General features: G+C 60.5%; 15 protein-coding genes. 13 read left to right on the top strand and 2 right to left on the bottom strand.

The annotated features are described in order from the left end of the window. Window positions 1-11 precede the first annotated feature (11 nt). From K7B09_RS08805 to K7B09_RS08855, 11 genes are all read left to right on the top strand, one after another. Window positions 12-3,932 carry a glycosyltransferase gene (locus K7B09_RS08805; RefSeq protein ID WP_223629089.1) on the top strand — a complete coding sequence of 1,307 codons (3,921 nt, stop codon included), beginning with the start codon at window positions 12-14 and terminating at the stop codon, window positions 3,930-3,932. Between the two features lie 130 nt (window positions 3,933-4,062). Next, window positions 4,063-4,482: a hypothetical protein gene (locus K7B09_RS08810; RefSeq protein WP_223629090.1), complete on the top strand. Its 420-nt coding sequence runs from the start codon at window positions 4,063-4,065 to the stop codon at window positions 4,480-4,482. Between the two features lie 54 nt (window positions 4,483-4,536). Beyond that, complete coding sequence (locus K7B09_RS08815; RefSeq protein WP_223629091.1) at window positions 4,537-6,624, top strand: hypothetical protein; 2,088 nt, start codon at window positions 4,537-4,539, stop codon at window positions 6,622-6,624. After that, window positions 6,624-7,637: a glycosyltransferase family 2 protein gene (locus K7B09_RS08820; RefSeq protein ID WP_223629092.1), complete on the top strand. Its 1,014-nt coding sequence runs from the start codon at window positions 6,624-6,626 to the stop codon at window positions 7,635-7,637. Before K7B09_RS08815 ends, K7B09_RS08820 begins: the two co-directional genes overlap by 1 nt. Further along, window positions 7,634-8,770 carry an acyltransferase family protein gene (locus K7B09_RS08825; protein ID WP_223629093.1) on the top strand — a complete coding sequence of 379 codons (1,137 nt, stop codon included), beginning with the start codon at window positions 7,634-7,636 and terminating at the stop codon, window positions 8,768-8,770. Before K7B09_RS08820 ends, K7B09_RS08825 begins: the two co-directional genes overlap by 4 nt. Then, complete coding sequence (locus tag K7B09_RS08830) at window positions 8,767-9,207, top strand: hypothetical protein (protein WP_223629094.1); 441 nt, start codon at window positions 8,767-8,769, stop codon at window positions 9,205-9,207. Before K7B09_RS08825 ends, K7B09_RS08830 begins: the two co-directional genes overlap by 4 nt. Before the next feature lie 11 nt (window positions 9,208-9,218). Continuing rightward, the gene (locus tag K7B09_RS08835; protein ID WP_223629095.1) at window positions 9,219-10,199 is read left to right on the top strand and encodes a glycosyltransferase family 2 protein; all 981 of its coding nucleotides are present in this window, start codon (window positions 9,219-9,221) and stop codon (window positions 10,197-10,199) included. Further along, a complete protein-coding gene (locus K7B09_RS08840; protein ID WP_223629096.1) occupies window positions 10,186-11,580 on the top strand; it encodes a hypothetical protein in 1,395 nt (464 codons plus the stop codon). Before K7B09_RS08835 ends, K7B09_RS08840 begins: the two co-directional genes overlap by 14 nt. Beyond that, window positions 11,577-11,969: a GtrA family protein gene (locus K7B09_RS08845; RefSeq protein ID WP_223629097.1), complete on the top strand. Its 393-nt coding sequence runs from the start codon at window positions 11,577-11,579 to the stop codon at window positions 11,967-11,969. The genes K7B09_RS08840 and K7B09_RS08845 overlap by 4 nt, the downstream gene beginning before the upstream one ends. A 29-nt stretch (window positions 11,970-11,998) precedes the next feature. Continuing rightward, entirely contained in the window at window positions 11,999-12,367 is a 369-nt protein-coding gene (locus tag K7B09_RS08850; RefSeq protein ID WP_223629098.1) for an EamA family transporter, read from the top strand. Beyond that, window positions 12,349-13,227 carry a class I SAM-dependent methyltransferase gene (locus K7B09_RS08855; RefSeq protein ID WP_223629099.1) on the top strand — a complete coding sequence of 293 codons (879 nt, stop codon included), beginning with the start codon at window positions 12,349-12,351 and terminating at the stop codon, window positions 13,225-13,227. Before K7B09_RS08850 ends, K7B09_RS08855 begins: the two co-directional genes overlap by 19 nt. 24 nt (window positions 13,228-13,251) lie before the next feature. Here the strand turns inward: K7B09_RS08855 and K7B09_RS08860 are convergent, their stop codons facing one another. Further along, entirely contained in the window at window positions 13,252-14,193 is a 942-nt protein-coding gene (locus K7B09_RS08860) for an electron transfer flavoprotein subunit alpha/FixB family protein (RefSeq protein ID WP_223629100.1), read from the bottom strand. Next, window positions 14,193-14,939: an electron transfer flavoprotein subunit beta/FixA family protein gene (locus K7B09_RS08865; RefSeq protein ID WP_223629101.1), complete on the bottom strand. Its 747-nt coding sequence runs from the start codon at window positions 14,937-14,939 to the stop codon at window positions 14,193-14,195. Before K7B09_RS08865 ends, K7B09_RS08860 begins: the two co-directional genes overlap by 1 nt. A gap of 167 nt (window positions 14,940-15,106) precedes the next feature. Here K7B09_RS08865 and K7B09_RS08870 point away from each other — a divergent pair, with 167 nt between their 5' ends. Together K7B09_RS08870 and K7B09_RS08875 are read left to right on the top strand one after the other, a co-directional pair. Continuing rightward, on the top strand, window positions 15,107-15,826 hold the full coding sequence (locus K7B09_RS08870) for a CoA transferase subunit A (RefSeq protein ID WP_425507853.1): 720 nt from the start codon (window positions 15,107-15,109) through the stop codon (window positions 15,824-15,826). 1 nt (window position 15,827) lies between these two features. Continuing rightward, window positions 15,828-16,454, top strand: coding sequence for a CoA transferase subunit B (locus tag K7B09_RS08875; protein WP_223629103.1), 627 nt, complete (start codon window positions 15,828-15,830; stop codon window positions 16,452-16,454). Window positions 16,455-16,538 lie beyond the last annotated feature (84 nt).

Consider the following 16,538-nt stretch of genomic DNA (forward strand, 5'->3'; position numbering starts at 1 on the left):
ACTGCTGTGGCATGGCCAAGGTAAAAAAAATACAGGCGGTAACGGTTTCCCCAGTAGCCTTGTTGGTGCTGGGGATGCACCGCAGCGGCACCTCGGCATTCACACGTGTGCTCAATCTGCACGGCGTGGCATTGGGAGAGAACCTGATGCCGGCCGGCCCGGATAACCCGTCCGGGTTCTGGGAGCATGCCGATGTGGTGGCGGTGCACGAGCGCTTGCTGGCTGCGCTGGAGCGCACTTGGGATGACCCGCGGCCATTGCCGGACAATTGGCTGGCATCGGCGGCTGCGCAAACGGCATTCGATGCGCTGGTTGCGATCGTGCAGCGCGACTTTGCCGGTGTTTCGCTGTGGGCGGTCAAAGACCCGCGCCTGTGTCGTCTGCTGCCGTTGTGGCAGCGTGTGCTGGAACGCTGCGGCGTAGCGCTGCGCGTGGTGTTGGTGTCGCGCCCACCAAAGGAAGTGGTGGGTTCGCTGGCACGGCGAGATGGCTTGCCGCCTGCCATTGGCGAATTGCTGTGGGCGCGCTATTTGCTGGAGTCGGTACACGCCAGCAGCGGCTGTCGACGAGTGTTGTTGCGTTACGATGCGCTGCTGGCAGATTGGCGGACACAGCTGCAGAGGGTTGCACAAGTGTTGGGGGTCGAGCTGCACGCGAGCGCGGATGTTGCCCGTCAAATAGATGCTTTCCTTGACCCGCAATTGCGCCACCACCAAACGGCAGACACCGCAGACAGTGCTGCAGCGATGGCGCTGCTGCCGCTACTGACTACGCTCCCCGAGCCAGCGGCCAGTATCCGGATAGAGCATGCCTTTGCGGCACACATGCAACCGTTAGCGCCGTTAGTCGACGCGTATGCGGAGTTGCTGGCAACTAGCCGCAACCACGCGCAACAGTTGCAGCGGGATGCAGACGCCATGCGTGGGCAGTTGGATATGCAAGGGCAGTGGTCACGCCAGTTGGATGACGACTTGCATGCACTGCATCAGCGGCACGGTGAATTGACCCATGAGCATGCACAGGCGGTGGCGTGGGCGCAGTCCTTGCAGGGCGAGCTGACAACATTGCAGGGCTTGTATCAGCAGGCCGAAGCCGATCGCGACGATAAAGCGAGCTGGGCGCAGTCCTTGCAGGGCGAGCTGACAGCATTGCAGGGCTTGTATCAGCAGGCCGAAGCCGATCGCGACGATAAAGCGAGCTGGGCGCAGTCCTTGCAGGGCGAGCTGACAGCATTGCAGGGCTTGTATCAGCAGGCCGAAGCCGATCGCGACGATAAAGCGAGCTGGGCGCAGTCCTTGCAGGGCGAAATCGATGTCCTGCAAGTGTTGTATACCAATGCCGAACGCGACCGCGATGAAAAGGCGCATTGGGCGCAGTCCTTGCTGCAGGAATTGGGTGCATTGCAGCTGCTGCATCGCAAGCTGCAAGCCGAGCATGAAGAACGTTCCAAGTGGGCAGGTTCGCTGCAAGTCGAACTGGACGATGCGCGAAGTCTGCATGCGCAAAGCGAAGCTGGGCGCGTGGAAAATCTTGCTCTTGCGCAGGCACTGCAAACCCAGCTTGATGAGCGTGGTGCGCAGCTGGCAACGCTGCAGCAACAGCAACAGGACACACTGGATCAGTTGGGCCAGTTGACCATGCAGCAGCGTAGCTTGCAAAGCGCGCTTGAACAGCGCGATGCCGAAGTGGTGCATGGCCAGCAAGCGTTGGCCTGCGAACGCGCCGCACGCCAAGACAGCGAAGCGTATGCCAGCCAGTTGGAGCAGACTTCACGCAGCATCCTGACATCCACCAGTTGGAAATTAATGCGTCCGTTGCGGCGTCTATTGGCCAAACTGCGTGGTGTTGCGGCAGAACCCGTCTTACCGCAACCACCGGTGCCACGGTTGCAAGTTGCGGCGGCTGTACTGGCGCCGGCAACACCGGGTAATGAGGCAGTCACGCTGGATATCAGCAGGTTGTTGCAGGGATTGGTGTTCCCGCAGCTGGATGCACCCAAAGTCAGTATTGTGATCCCCACCTACGGCAAATTGGATTACACCGCCCGTTGCCTGCAAGCGCTGTTGCGCAGTGGCGATACGGCGAGTTTTGAAGTGCTGGTGTTGGAAGATGCTTCCGGTGATGCCCAGATGCAAGCGCTGCGCGATGTGCCGGGTCTGCGTTACCACGAGAATTCGCAAAACCTCGGTTTTTTGCGTTCGTGCAACCAGGCGTTGACGCTGGCACGGGGTGAATACGTGTGTCTGCTCAACAACGACACCGAGGTGCAGCCGGGTTGGCTGGATGCGTTGCTGGATGTGTTTGCCCGGCACGCCGATGCCGGCATGGCAGGAGCGAAACTGATCTATCCCGATGGTCGATTGCAGGAAGCCGGCGGCATTGTGTGGCGCGATGGCAGCGCATGGAATTTCGGCCGGCTGGATGACCCGGCGCGCGCCATCTACGGTTACGTGAAGCCGGTGGATTACGTGTCAGGCGCGGCGATCTTGCTGCCGCGGGCATTGTGGAGCCAGTTGGGCGGCTTTGATGAGCGTTATGTGCCGGCCTATTACGAAGACACCGACCTTGCGTTCCGCATCCGCGAGGCGGGTTTGCAGGTCTATCTGCAACCGGCGTCGCGGGTGGTACATCACGAAGGTGTGTCCAATGGCACCGACACCGGTGCTGGCATCAAGGCATATCAAGTGCGCAATGCGCAGGTATTTTTTGAGCGTTGGCGCAGCGTGCTGGAGGCGGGGCATTTTGCCAACGCCGAGCAGGTGTTTTTGGCGCGTGATCGTGGCCAGTTCAAGCGCCAGACTGTGTTGGTGGTAGATCATTACGTGCCGCAGCCCGACCGCGATGCTGGCTCGCGCGCGACCTGGCAGGTACTTGAACAATTGGTGGCGCACGGCTGCAACGTCAAATTCTGGCCGGACAATCTGCATTTCGATCCAGGCTACACACCGGCCCTGCAGCAATTGGGTGTGGAAGTGCTGCACGGAGCCGAATACGCCGGGAAATTCGACGCATGGATCGCCGACAATGGCCGCTATCTGGATGTGGCCATACTCAACCGCCCGCATATTTCGGTGAATTATGTCGTGCCATTGCGCCGCCACAGCGCCGCACGCGTGCTGTACTACGGGCACGATATCCACCATCTGCGCATGCAGCAGCAATTGCAGTTGCAGCACGATGCCACCGTGCAGGCCGAGATGCTGCGGTTTCGCGATATGGAATGGGCGATGTGGCGCGATGCCGATGTGGTGTTGTATCCCTCCGATGAAGAAACCACGCACGTCAGCCAATGGCTGCACGCGCATGCGGGCAAGGCGCAGGCTTACACCATCCCGCTGTATGGCTATGCCGATGTCGCTGGCGATCAAACTGCCAGCTTGGCCATGCGCCGCGACATTTTGTTCGTGGCCGGTTTCGCGCACCCGCCGAATGTGGATGCCGCAACGTGGTTGGTGCAGCAAATTTTGCCACTTGTGCAGCAGCGTCACCCGCAGGTGCATTTGCATCTGGTAGGCTCGAACCCGGCAGCCGCAGTGACCGCGCTGGCCAGTGCGCAAGTGCATGTGACCGGGTATGTCAGCGACGCCGAATTGGCCGGCTACTACGCACGTTGCCGCGTTGCCATCGCACCACTGCGGTTTGGCGGCGGAATGAAGGGCAAAGTACTGGAAAGCATGTGCCACGGCCTGCCGATGGTGACGACCTCGGTCGGCGTGCAGGGGCTGGCTGGCGCGGAGTTTCTGCCGCATGCCGATGCCCCAGCCGTGTTGGCGGACAATATCTGCCGCCTGTTGGAGGATGACGCGCATTGGTGTGCCACCTCGCGCGCGGGCATCGACTTTATCGAAGCGGAATATTCGCAAGCTGCGCTATGGCGGGTACTGGATGCACAGCTGGCGAAGGCGTCGGGGCGAACGATACGAGCAGCATAAGCGGCAACCGCAAGGGGTGTGGCAGTATCGTGACGGGTAGCTTGGGGGGGTGAGCATGGGGCGTGGTATACGCGGGGTTGTGGGTGCAGTTGCGCTTTACATGCTTGTGGGCTGCAGCAAGCTGGTGAGCTTGCCGCAAGACCATCTACCGGTGCCGGCCGACTACCAGCCGCTGCGCGCCAAGGATATCGGTGCTCGTACCGATTCGGCAGCGACTACTGGCACGGTGGCCGCGCCGTCAGTCGTCGGTTCGACAGCGATGCCTGGGGCCACATTGCAAGTCAAACCAGATGTCATTCCAGGGTGTGACCCATTGGCGAAGATCGCGGCGAAAATACACTGGCAGGTGACCGACGCCGCCATCACTCGGGTGACGCTGGAAATCAGCGAGGATCCCCATTCGGTGCGGAAGTTGTTCGCACAAGGAGGGGCCAACGGCGAGGCAACCACAGGGAACTGGGTCGCGCAGGGAATGCAATTTCATCTACTTGATGCTGCCACCGGAAAGGAGCTTGCGACCCATGTCGTCATCCATCACCCCTGTCGTTGAGCGGCGGGGCACAGTGAAGCGTGATGCTTCGATACACGGCCTGAGCGATTTGTGATGCGCGAATCCATGGCACAACGTGCGCTGATCGCAACGGTCACCAGCGGGGCGGTGCTGCTGGTGCTTGCGTTGGCTTGGCGACTGCGCTTGTTTGCCGAAATCAATGCGAGCTGGTGGTGGCTGCTGGGCGTTGCAAGTGTTACCGCTATGCTGGGGGTAACCTATGCGCAGGCAGGCCATGCGGGTTGGCGGCATCCAGCGCGATGGTTGACCTTGGCAGGGATGCTGGGCGTGGTGGCCTACGCCGGAATCGCCACGATGCTTGCCTGTTTGTTGCTGATGCTGTGTGCGGCAGCACTTGCCCCAAGGTCGCCGGGAGCAAAGCAGGCATCCGAACCGGCATCCAGGATCGTCATCGGACTGGCGGTACTGGTGGCATTGGTCGGCTGGCTTCTGCCGTTTCCGATCCACACCAGCATGGGCTATCGCGGCATTGCCGTTGCGATCTGTGTAGTGCGATATCAATCCGTGCTGGCGCATTGCAAGGACATGTGGCAAGGCTGGCGTGGGTTGGAGCAAGAGGCCGGCAGCTGGCTGGTATTAGCCGTCGTGGTCACCTGCCTGGCCGGACTGGGGTTGTGGTTGCCGAGCGTGAGCTATGACGACAACACCACCCATCTGACCCTGCCCTACCAGTTGCTGCGGGATGGCTATTTTCATTTGGATGTGTCCGGCCAGGTCTGGGCGTTGGCACCCTGGGGCAACAACATTCTGCATGCGATCGCGGCAATGCTCGCGGGATCTGAAGCGCGGGCGGCGGTGGATTTGCTATGGCTACTGCTGGGCGTGCAGGGAGCTTGGCAACTGGCGCGGGCCATGGGGGCATCGGTACGGGTCGCGCTAGCGGCGGCGGCGTTGTTTGCGAGTCTGCCATTGACCGGCTATTTCACCACCACCATGCAGGTGGATGGCGCATCTGCAGCGGTCCTGATGCGATTTGCCGCAATGTTGGCGGTGTCGGGTAGATCGCTCCCGCCGCTCCTGCCAACGGCGGCACTGTTGGCGCTATTGGCTGGCTTGAAGGCAAGCAATGGCGTGTATGTGTTGCCCGCATTGGGCTGGTTGGCTTGGTTGGCGGTGCAGCAACGGCAATGGCGCTGGTTGCTGTCGATGTTGGGGCTGACGGTGTTGTTGGGAGGATCCAGCTATGTCTATGCGGCATGGGTAACCGGCAGCCCGCTGTTTCCGCTATTCAACGCAAGCTTCAAGTCGCCGTATTTTGCAACGATCAATTTCATCGACCAGCATTGGATGGCCGGGGTGACTTGGCGATCGTTGTGGGATATGACCTTTCATAGCGATCGCTATGGCGAACACTACCCGGGTGCGTTCGGGATTGCCTTGCTGGCGCTGCTTCCAGCGCTGGTGATCGAAGTTGTGCGGCGACCGGCATCACGGGCCATCGCAGTATGGTTTGCAGCTACTGGGTTGCTATTGTTTTTGCAGATCCAGTATCTGCGCTACGTGTTCCCGGCTACCGCGATTCTGGTGGTGATCGGAGTGTTGGGATTGGCGCGAGCATTGCCGGCAAAGCTCTTTCCTGTGGCGCTGTCGGCGTTGCTGGTGGCTAATCTTGCGCTAGTGCCGACCACGGTGTGGTACATGCACGATGATGTGTGGGCGCTATTGCTGCGCCAAGGCCCTGCAGCACGCGCCGCCATTGAAGCCAGCCGTGCTCCGGAGCGCGTGGTGTTGCGGCGGATTTTGATGGCTTCGCCACAGGCCTGCATCCTGATGACCGACAAGCGCGCTCCGTTCGCTGCAACCGCCGCTGGGCGTGCCGTAACCACCAAGAAAATCCAGGATCCACGTGTGGGTAACACTGCCGCCTGGGCCGATGAGGATGCGAGTGGTCAGCGTTGGCAGCAGACATTCGCGGTATTGGGCAGCTCGCATGTAATGACCACGCAATCCCCTTCCTTGCCACTGCGCACCGCTTTGCAGCAGCGTGGATTTGCGGTCATTGATGCCGAAGGTGCGGTGCGGGTTTGGGCTGCAGCAGACTCACAGGCGCGCATCTGTCGGGGGCAGTTGGAAACCGTGCGTGACGAAGCACGCCGTCATTTTCAATTTGGGAGCCATTGATGAGTGCTGGTCAAGATTGTGCGCATGCAATCGCGGTGGTGATTCCTTGCTATCGCGTCGCCGACAAGATCCTGGGTGTACTGGCCGGTATCGGGCCGGAAGTAACGCGCGTGTATGTGGTGGATGACGCTTGTCCGGAAGGCTCCGGTACCGTGGTGCAGGCACGTTGCACAGACCCGCGGGTGGATGTGATTTTCCATGCCCACAATCTTGGTGTGGGCGGCGCGGCCATCAGTGGCTACCGTCGCGCGATTGCCCAGGGCGCCACCATCATCGTCAAACTTGACGGCGATGGGCAAATGGATCCGGCGCAGTTGCCGCGCCTTGTTTCACCGATTCTGTCGGGGGCCGCCGATTACAGCAAGGGCAACCGGTTTTACGACTTGCGCTATATCACCCGCATGCCGATGGTACGGATGCTGGGCAATGCCGCACTGTCCTTTTTGAACAAGTTCTCGACCGGCTATTGGGATATCTTCGATCCCACCAACGGATATACCGCAATTTCCGCGGAAGTCGCGGCGATGCTACCGCTTGATCGGATCAGTGAGCGCTATTTTTTCGAGTCGGACATGTTGTTTCGCCTGGGTACTTTTCGCGCAGTCGTGCGTGATGTGCCGATGGATGCGCGCTACGCCGATGAAGTGAGTAACCTGCGCATCGGCAAGGTGTGGCCGGAATTTCTAGGCAAGCATCTTCGCAATTTCGCCAAGCGACTTTTCTACAATTACTTTCTGCGTGACGTGTCTGCCGCATCGCTGGAATTGGTGGCGGGAATTGGCCTGCTGCTGTTTGGCGTAGCGTACGGCGGTTGGCATTGGTGGTTGTCGGTGAGTACGGGGCAGGTCGCGGCCACGGGCGTGATCATGTTGGCGGCAATGCCGGTGTTGATTGGCCTGCAACTGCTGCTGGCGTTTCTGTCACACGATATCGCCAGCGTACCGCGTATCGCGCTCAGTAACGTGCCGTCCGTCGAGATGCCGATGTCTGTCGCTGACGGATGCCACCCATGAGCAAACCATCAAGCCACTCGGATGGGCGTGCGTTGCAACCAGCCAACGGCGAAACCAGTATCGCGGCACATCTGGCCAGGCGCAGCGACAACTTCCTGTTGTTGCGGATTTTCGCCGCGCTGGCGGTGATCTACGGCCACAGTTTCGCGTTGACCAAGCCCGGTGATTTGGGCGACATGTTTGTCCGTAGTGGCTGGCCGATGTACAGCGGTGATATGGCGGTAGCGATGTTTTTTGTCATCAGCGGCTACATGGTCTCGGGCAGTTATTTGGTACGTGGCGACTTGTGGGAATTCACCAAAGCACGGTTGTTGCGGATCGTTCCGGCATTCGCATTGGTGCTGGTGGTGTGTGCTTACGGCATCGGCCCATTGCTGTCCAATCAACCGATGGGCGATTATTTTCGCGACCCTGCGGTGGCGGCCTATGCGTGGAAGAACTTGCGGTTCAGCTCAGATATGGCTTGGCAGTTGCCGGGTGTATTCCAGGGGCAGATGCGCGATGCCGTGAATGGCTCGATCTGGACCTTGCCAGCCGAGATGCGCATGTATGTGCTGACCGCCGCATTGGGGGTGTTTGGGTTGCTCACGCAACGCTGGCTAGGCACCGCCTGTATGTTGCTGCTGGTGGTATTGGGGATCACCCGTCCGGAATACATCCCACTGCATCCGGACTGGTTCCGATTGGCTGGTTTTTTTGCGGTCGGGATCCTCGTTCAATTGCACAAGGACAGGTTGCACGTTCGCCATACGGCGATGCTGATGTTGCTGTTGCTGGTGTATTTGTCGATGCGTTCGCGAGCAATGCCTTGGCTGTTTGCGTTGGCGCTGGCCTACTTCTGCTTCTGGTTTGCCTACCGCACGCCGGTGTGGCGCAAGTTGGAGCAATGGGGCGATCCATCGTATGGCATCTACTTGTGGGGTTGGCCGTTGCAGCAGGTGTTGGTGGCAAAGATGCCGGCGATCAGTGCATGGCATAATTTCGCGCTGGCGGCGGTGCTTGCGACCTGCATGGGCTATGTGTCCTGGTGGTGTCTGGAGCGTCCCGCGTTGAAGCTCAAACACTGGCATCCGCGCCGGCTTGGTACGGGGGCCTCCATTCGCACAAAACCTCCCGGAGACGGTTTGCCATGAATGCCAAGTTCCTCCTAGTAGCCATGTTGTTGGTCGGTGTTGCCGCTTGCAGTCAAGAGGCGCCGCCAGCTCCAAGTGCTGATGCAACGGCAGCGCCATCGGCACCCACGGCTGTGGCCGCCCCTGCCAAACAAGTACAGCCATCCATCGGTGATGCCACGTTGTCCATCAACCCGGGTTCATTCCGCATCTGCGATGCCGAAAATGGCGCGATTACCTCGACTGCGAAGTGGGATGTGTCTGCCAAGAAAATTGCTGAAGTTTCGATCTACGTGGTTGATCCCAAAGGCGAGAAGAAGCTGTGGTTGAATGGTGGTGCAAGCGGCGAATCCACCACGGGAAATTGGGTGTTCCCGGATACCAAGTTCGTCATGGTCGAGCGTGGTAGCGAGAAGCCGTTGGCCGAATTGACGGTCAAGGCTACCCCCTGCAACTGACGAAGCAGGGCATGCAGCCGGATTCTGCAAGTTGCAGCATCGCACTGGGGGCACCAGTGCTCAGTGTGCTGGTGCCCGTGTATAACGAAATCGAAGTGCTGCCCGAGTTCCACCGGCGCATGACGGCGGTGCTGCGCACGTGTGTTGATACGTATGAAGTGGTGTACGTCAACGATGGCAGTAGCGATGGGTCGCTGCAGTGGCTGCAGCAATTATGCGCGGATGATCCGGATGTGGCCTTGGTCGATTTGAGCCGCAACTTTGGCAAGGAAATCGCGATGGCTGCCGGGCTTGACCACGTGCGTGGCGAGGCGGTGGTGGTGATCGACGCCGACTTGCAAGATCCGCCGGAATTGATTCCGCGTTTGCTGGAACAGTGGCGCGCCGGCTTTGACAACGTGTATGCACGTCGCCGTCAGCGCGATGGTGAAACGTGGCTGAAAAAGGCCAGTGCATCGTGGTTTTATCGTTTGATTGGCAAGTTGTCACGGGTGGCGATCCCGCAGGACACGGGCGATTTTCGTCTGCTCAGCCGCCGCGCAGTAGAGGCATTGCGGGCGTTGCGTGAGCAGCACCGATTCATGAAGGGTTTGTTCGCATGGATCGGTTATCCGTCGATCGCAGTCGAGTACGATCGCGATCCCCGGCTTGCCGGGCAGACCAAATTCAATTACTGGAAATTGTGGAATTTCGCAATCGAGGGCATCACCTCGTTCACCATCGCCCCACTTAAGTTGGCGACGTACTTGGGGTTGCTCGTGGCCATGCTGGCATTTGTTGCGATGGCGGTGCTGATTGCAAAAACCCTGCTGTACGGTGATCCGGTGAAAGGCTACCCATCGTTGATGTGCGTGATCTTGTTCCTTGGCGGTATCCAGTTGGCGGCACTGGGCATGTTGGGCGAGTACATCGGCCGTATGTTCAATGAGGTCAAAGGCAGACCACTTTATTTCACTAAGCAATATGTGCCCTCGCGCCATGCTCGTCGCTGAAGCAAGGTCACCGCTGTCGTGGCGTGCAAAGTGGTTGCCATTGGTGGTCGCGGTGATTGCGGCCTTGTGGTTCAACCGCTGGATACTGGATTCGGCGCATTTTTTCTTTGCCGATGATTGGGGTTGGCTGGAGCGTGCACAATTTGGGCCATGGCGGAGCAGCATCCACCTGCTGCCCACTGCGATCTATAACGACAGGCCGGCAGGCGAGCTGCTGATTCGGGGCTTGTACGAGGTGTTCTGGCTCCGGCATGGTGCATGGAACCAGGTTTGGTGGTGCTTGCATGCCATCAACGTGGCGTTGCTGGTTGTGCTTGCTCGGCCATGGTTGGATCCGTACCGGTTGACGCTCGCGGCAGTGTTGTCGGCATGTTGGTTCTCGACATTAACCGCCGTGCATTGGGTCGGCGCAGTGTTCGATTTACTGGGGGCAACCTTGGTGTTGGGCACGTTACTGAGTTACCAGCAGGCGGTATTGGGCAGCACGCGCAAATGGTGGTGGTTGGGCTTATCGGTGATGCTGCATCTGGCCGCGATCCGAACCAAGGAATTCGCGTTGGGCATGGTGGTGGTGCTGGCGCTTTGGGATGTGCTGCTGTTGCGCCACGACGACTGGCGCAAACGCTGCCTGCGGTTGGCGCCGCACGCCTTATTGGCACTGGTGTTGCTGGTTTGTTATGCGCAGCTTTATCGCCAGCAGGCAGGCAAACTGGAGGGCAGCAGCTACGGCTTGTCGTTATCTGCACAAGGTGTTCTAGAGGGGATTGGCTGGTATTTCGCACAAGCGTTCTATGCGTTTACGCCCGGCAGCAACGAAACCCATGTGGGTATCGGGTTGCTGTTTGCGGCCGCAGTATTGATGATTGCATTGTGTAGCCGGGTTGGAATAGCTGCCTTGGGGTCCGCAGCAATTTTGATGGCAGCGGTGCTGCTACTGGGCAAGCAGCGGCATCCCCTGTACCTGTACGTACCGCATTTCTTCATTGCACTCGCGCTGTGCGCGCTCTTCCCGCGACGCCGTATCGTGGGCATGGCGCTGACATTTGCGGTGGCGCTGCTGTTGTATTGGCCGGTGCATACCGGCTTCCTGCGCGATGCGCGCAACTTCGTGCTGATCAAGGGCAGCTACAGCAAGACCCTGTATTACGACTATGCGCGGCTGGTGCAGCACGGCACGCCGGCATCTCCGGTGACGATTGCAGTCTCCGAAGCGTATTTCGATCCGTTCTCGTGGGGTTCTGGGGATGCATTGCGCATCTTGCATGCCGACAACACCATCAAAGTACAAGTGACGGTATTGCAGCAAGGGGGAGATCCGTGTGCGGCGGCAAAAGGGTCCTGCTTTGTCGAGCAGCAGGGTCATCTGGTACGGCAGCGATGAGTCTGCGCGTGCTGGCCAAGCAGGGGGTGAGCTATGGCGTGGTCGGCGTGCTCGCACTGGTCGTGGATTGGAGTTGCTTCGTGTTGTTGACCTGGTGCGGGATTGCCACCGCACCGGCAAATTTGCTGGCGCGCCTGAGCGGGGCAGGGATCGCCTACATGCTGAACGGCATGTTCACGTTCCGTGACCCGCAAGGAAGCCGGTTGGGCTGGCGGCGTTTTGCGCGGTTTGCATCCTCGTGGATCGTGGTAACCGCCATCAGCACCATTGCCATGCAGGCCATTCATGCGTATGCCGGCATGCAGTGGGCATGGCTGGCCAAACCTGTCGTGGAAGTTGCGCTGGCAGGGGTGAGTTTTCTTGCGTACCGGTATTGGATCTACAAATAGCAGTCTCATTGCAGGAGACGATGGCTGTCATGTTCAAATCCGAATTCCTCACCCCCGTCAATGTGCTGATGATCCTCGGCACGATCGTGTTGTTGTCGTTGGGACAGGTACTGTTCAAGAGCGCATCAACGCAACTGGTGGTGCAACAGCCGATGAGTTGGTTGTCGTTGCCGTTGCTGGGTGCGCTAGTGATCTATGCCATCGCGACTTTGCTGTGGCTGCTGGTGTTGACGAGGGTTCCACTGTCGTTCGCGTTTCCGTTTTACGGGTTGGCATTTCTATTGGTGCCTGTGCTGGCGACAGTGGTGCTGGGTGAAGCCTTGCGTTGGCAGGTGCTGGTGGGGGGGGCGGTCATCTTGTGCGGGATCGCGATCACCGCATGGGGCGTGCGTACGTGATGGTATGCCCTGCTTGCGGCAGCACGCTGGCAGTTGGGTCAAGGCATTGGCACCTGCGTTGTGCGTCTTGCCATTACGAGGGCAGTACGCTGACGCCGCATATCCTTGAGCAAGTTGCGGGTGGCGATCTGGACGAAGCTGCGCGCGAGCAGGGACTTACCCATTTGCGGCAGGCCAACTTCGAACGCTTGCTGGCGTGGTTATTGCTGCAGATGCCGGCAACCGAATCCACCCCGCGGCTGTTGGACGTGGGATGCGCACATGGCTGGTTCATCGAATGCGCGGCGTCGCGATTTGATGTCACTGGCATCGAGCCTGACCCTGGCGTTGCTGCGGCCACCCGCGCACGTGGATTGACGGTGCGCAGTGGGTTTTTCCCGGATGCATTGGCGCCGAGTGAGTGCTTTGATGTCATCGTGTTCAACGATGTGTTGGAGCACATTCCCAACGTCAATGCCACGCTTGTGGCTTGTTGGCAACATCTTGCGCCGGGTGGCTGTGTGATCGTCAACGCACCATCGAGCCGTGGGTTTTTGTATCGCTTGTCGGTGCTGTTGGCACGAGTTGGGTTGAGTGGCGCATTTGACCGCATGTGGCAGCGGGGCTTCCCATCGCCGCATGTGCACTATTTTGCAACCACCAATTTGACGCTGCTGGCGCACAAGGCGGGATTCGAGTTGGAGGCACGCAGCCGACTGCCAGCGGTGACCGTGCGTGGACTGTATGCGCGGATTCGCTACGCACGCGATGTGCCGGCCGTCAAGGCGCTGCTGCTGACAGTGGCTATCACACTGCTGGTGCCACTCCTCGCGGTGTTGCCACCCGATATCGAAGTGTGGTGTCTACGCCGCCCGCAATGACAGGCGGCGCAACCAATCCTGCAATCAACCCAGCGCGGCTTCCAGCTCCGGCAAGATCTGGAACAAGTCGCCCACCAGGCCAATGTCGGCGATCTCGAAGATCGGTGCATCGCCGTCTTTGTTGATGGCCACGATGGTGCCGGCATCCTTGATTCCGGTCAGGTGTTGGATGGCACCGGAGATGCCCACCGCCACATAGAGTTCGGGCGCAATGATTTTCCCGGTTTGCCCAACTTGCAGGTCGCTGGGCACGTAGCCGGCATCCACCGCCGCGCGCGATGCGCCCACGCCGGCACCGAGTTTGTCGGCCAGCGCGTAGATGATTTTGAAGTTTTCTTCCGAGCCCACACCGCGGCCACCGGAGACCACGCGCTTGGCGCTTTGCAGGTCGGGGCGGTCGGTTGCGCCGGCGGCCAAGCCCACGAAGCGGGTGTGGCGGGGCAATGCGGCATCGACGCTGACCGCTTCAATGCTGGCGCTGCTACCTTGCGCCGCTTCCGGCCATGATGCGGTGCGCACAGTGGCCACCACGGTTTGATCCGCCGGAGCCTGCACGCTGATGATCGCGTTGCCAGCGTAGATCGGGCGTTTGAAGGCATGTGCGCCGTCCACCGCCATCAAGTCGGAGATCTGGTTGACCCCCAGCAGCGCGGCCACGCACGGCATCAGGTCCTTGCCGAAGGTGGTGGAGGGGCCAAGCACATGGCTGTAGCCTGCGGCCAGCGCGGCAATCTGCGGGGCCTGTACTTGCGCGATGGCGTGCGCGTTGGCGGCATTGGTCACGCTCAGGACCTTGTTCACACCGGCAATCTGCGCGGCTTGCGCGGCCACGGCGGCGGGGTCTGCGGCCAGCACCACGATGTCGATGACGGCCGGTGCCAGTGCCTGCGCAGCAGACACGCATTTGGCGGTGGCGGCGTTGAGTTCGCCGTTCAAGTGTTCGGCGACGATGAGGACTTTGGACATTACAGCAACCCCTTTTGCTTGAGCGCGGCGACCAATTCGGCCGCATCTTTGACCATCACGCCACGGCTGCGCTTGGCCGGTGCGGCATACGCGGTAGTGGTCAGCGAGTCATGCGCGGTCACACCCAGATCGGCAAGCGCAATGGTTTCCAGCGGCTTGCTCTTGGCCTTCATGATGTCCGGCAGCTTGATGAAGCGCGGCTCGTTCAAGCGCAGGTCGGCGGTGACCACCGCCGGCAAGTCCACTTCCAGCGTTTCCAGTCCGGCATCGACTTCACGCACCACGGTAGCTTTGCCATCGGCAATCGTCAGCTTGCTGGCGAAGGTGGCCTGCGGGCGGCCCCACAAGGTGGCCAGCATCTGCCCGGTCTGGTTGGCGTCATCGTCGATCGCCTGCTTGCCCAGCAGCACCAAGTCGGGCTGTTCTTTTTCGATCAGCTTCAGCAGCGCACGCGCCGCCGTCAGCGGCTGGATGGCGGCATCAGCCACCACGTGGATGGCACGGTTGGCGCCCATCGCCAGCCCATTGCGCAGATGCGGCTGCGCATCGGCCGGGGCAATGCTGGCCACCACCACTTCGCTGGCGATGCCGGCATCGCGCAGGCGCAGCGCTTCTTCCAGCGCGATGTCGTCAAACGGATTGGGCGACAGCTTGACGCCATCGGTGACCACACCGCTGCCGTCTGGTTTGACCTGGATGCGGACGTTGTAGTCCACCACGCGCTTGTAACCGACGAGAATTTTCACCGTGCACAGTCCTTGCAGATGCGGAAAACGGGGCCTTCGGGCCTAGCCCCCCATTTTAGCGGACACCGGCGGCGGCCGCAGAAAATCGGGAATTGCCCGAAGGTACGCTGGGTGTTCTCGCACGAATCGCTAGAATGGCTGCTCTACCCCGCGTTGGAGCAGCGCCCGTGGCAACTGCCAAGAGCAAACAGTACCCCAGTGCCGCCGCCGCCCTTGATGGGCTGGTGGCGGATGGTCAAACCCTTGCCGTGGGCGGTTTCGGCCTGTGCGGCATCCCCGAGGCGCTGATTGCGGCGCTGCGCGATTCTGGGGTGAGCGGTTTGACCGTGATTTCCAATAACGCCGGTGTGGACGGTTTTGGCTTGGGCCAATTGCTGACCACGCGCCAGATCAAGAAGATGATTTCGTCGTATGTGGGCGAAAACAAAGAGTTCGAGCGCCAGTTTTTGGGCGGCGAACTGGAGCTGGAATTCAACCCGCAGGGCACGCTGGCCGAGCGCCTGCGCGCCGGCGGCGCCGGGATCCCTGCGTTCTTCACCGCCACCGGCTACGGCACCATCGTGGCCGAGGGCAAGGAAACCCGCGAGTTCGATGGTCGCATGTATGTGCTGGAAACCGCGCTGAAGGCCGACGTGTCGCTGGTCAAGGCATGGAAGGCCGACAAGGCCGGTAATCTGGTGTTCCACAAGACCGCGCGCAACTTCAACCCGGCGGCGGCGATGGCGGGCAAAGTATGTGTGGTGGAAGTGGAAGAGTTGGTGGAGATCGGTGCGATCGAGCCCGACCACGTGCATCTGCCCGGCATCTATGTGCAGCGCATCGTGGTGAACGCCACCCCGGAAAAGCGCATCGAACAACGCACCATTCGCCAGCCGGAGGACAACTGACATGGCCTGGACCCGTGAACAAATGGCGCAGCGCGCCGCGCAAGAACTCACCGATGGTGCCTACGTCAACCTTGGTATCGGCTTGCCCACGTTGGTGGCCAACTACATTCCCGAGGGCATGGATGTGTGGCTGCAAAGTGAAAATGGCTTGCTGGGCATCGGCCCATTCCCCACCGAAGCCGAACTCGACGCCGACCTGATCAATGCCGGCAAGCAGACCGTCACCGCGCGGCCGGGTGCCAGCTATTTCGGTAGCCATGATTCGTTCGCGATGATCCGTGGCGGCCATATCGACCTGGCCATCCTCGGCGCGATGGAGGTGACCGACAAGGGCGACCTGGCCAACTGGATGGTGCCCGGCAAGATGGTCAAGGGCATGGGCGGCGCGATGGACCTGGTGGCCGGTGTGCGCAAGGTGGTGGTGCTGATGGAGCACGTCACCAAGGCCGGCACGTCGAAGATCCTGCCGCAGTGCACGCTGCCGCTGACCGGCGTGGGCGTGGTCAACCGCATCATCACCGAGCTGGGCGTGTTCGATGTCACCCCGGACGGCCTGAAGCTGGTCGAGCTGGCCGAGGGCGTGAGCCGTGGGGAAGCCGTGGAGAAGACGGGCGTGCCGCTGCATTGAGCTATCAAGCGGGCCACCGGCAGGCGAAGCCCCTTCCGCGAATGTCCTCCGGCAGCGGCTTTGCCGCTGCCTCCTCCTTGATTT

The sequence above is a fragment of the Thermomonas beijingensis genome (genome assembly GCF_020034655.1).
Lineage (GTDB): Bacteria > Pseudomonadota > Gammaproteobacteria > Xanthomonadales > Xanthomonadaceae > Thermomonas > Thermomonas beijingensis.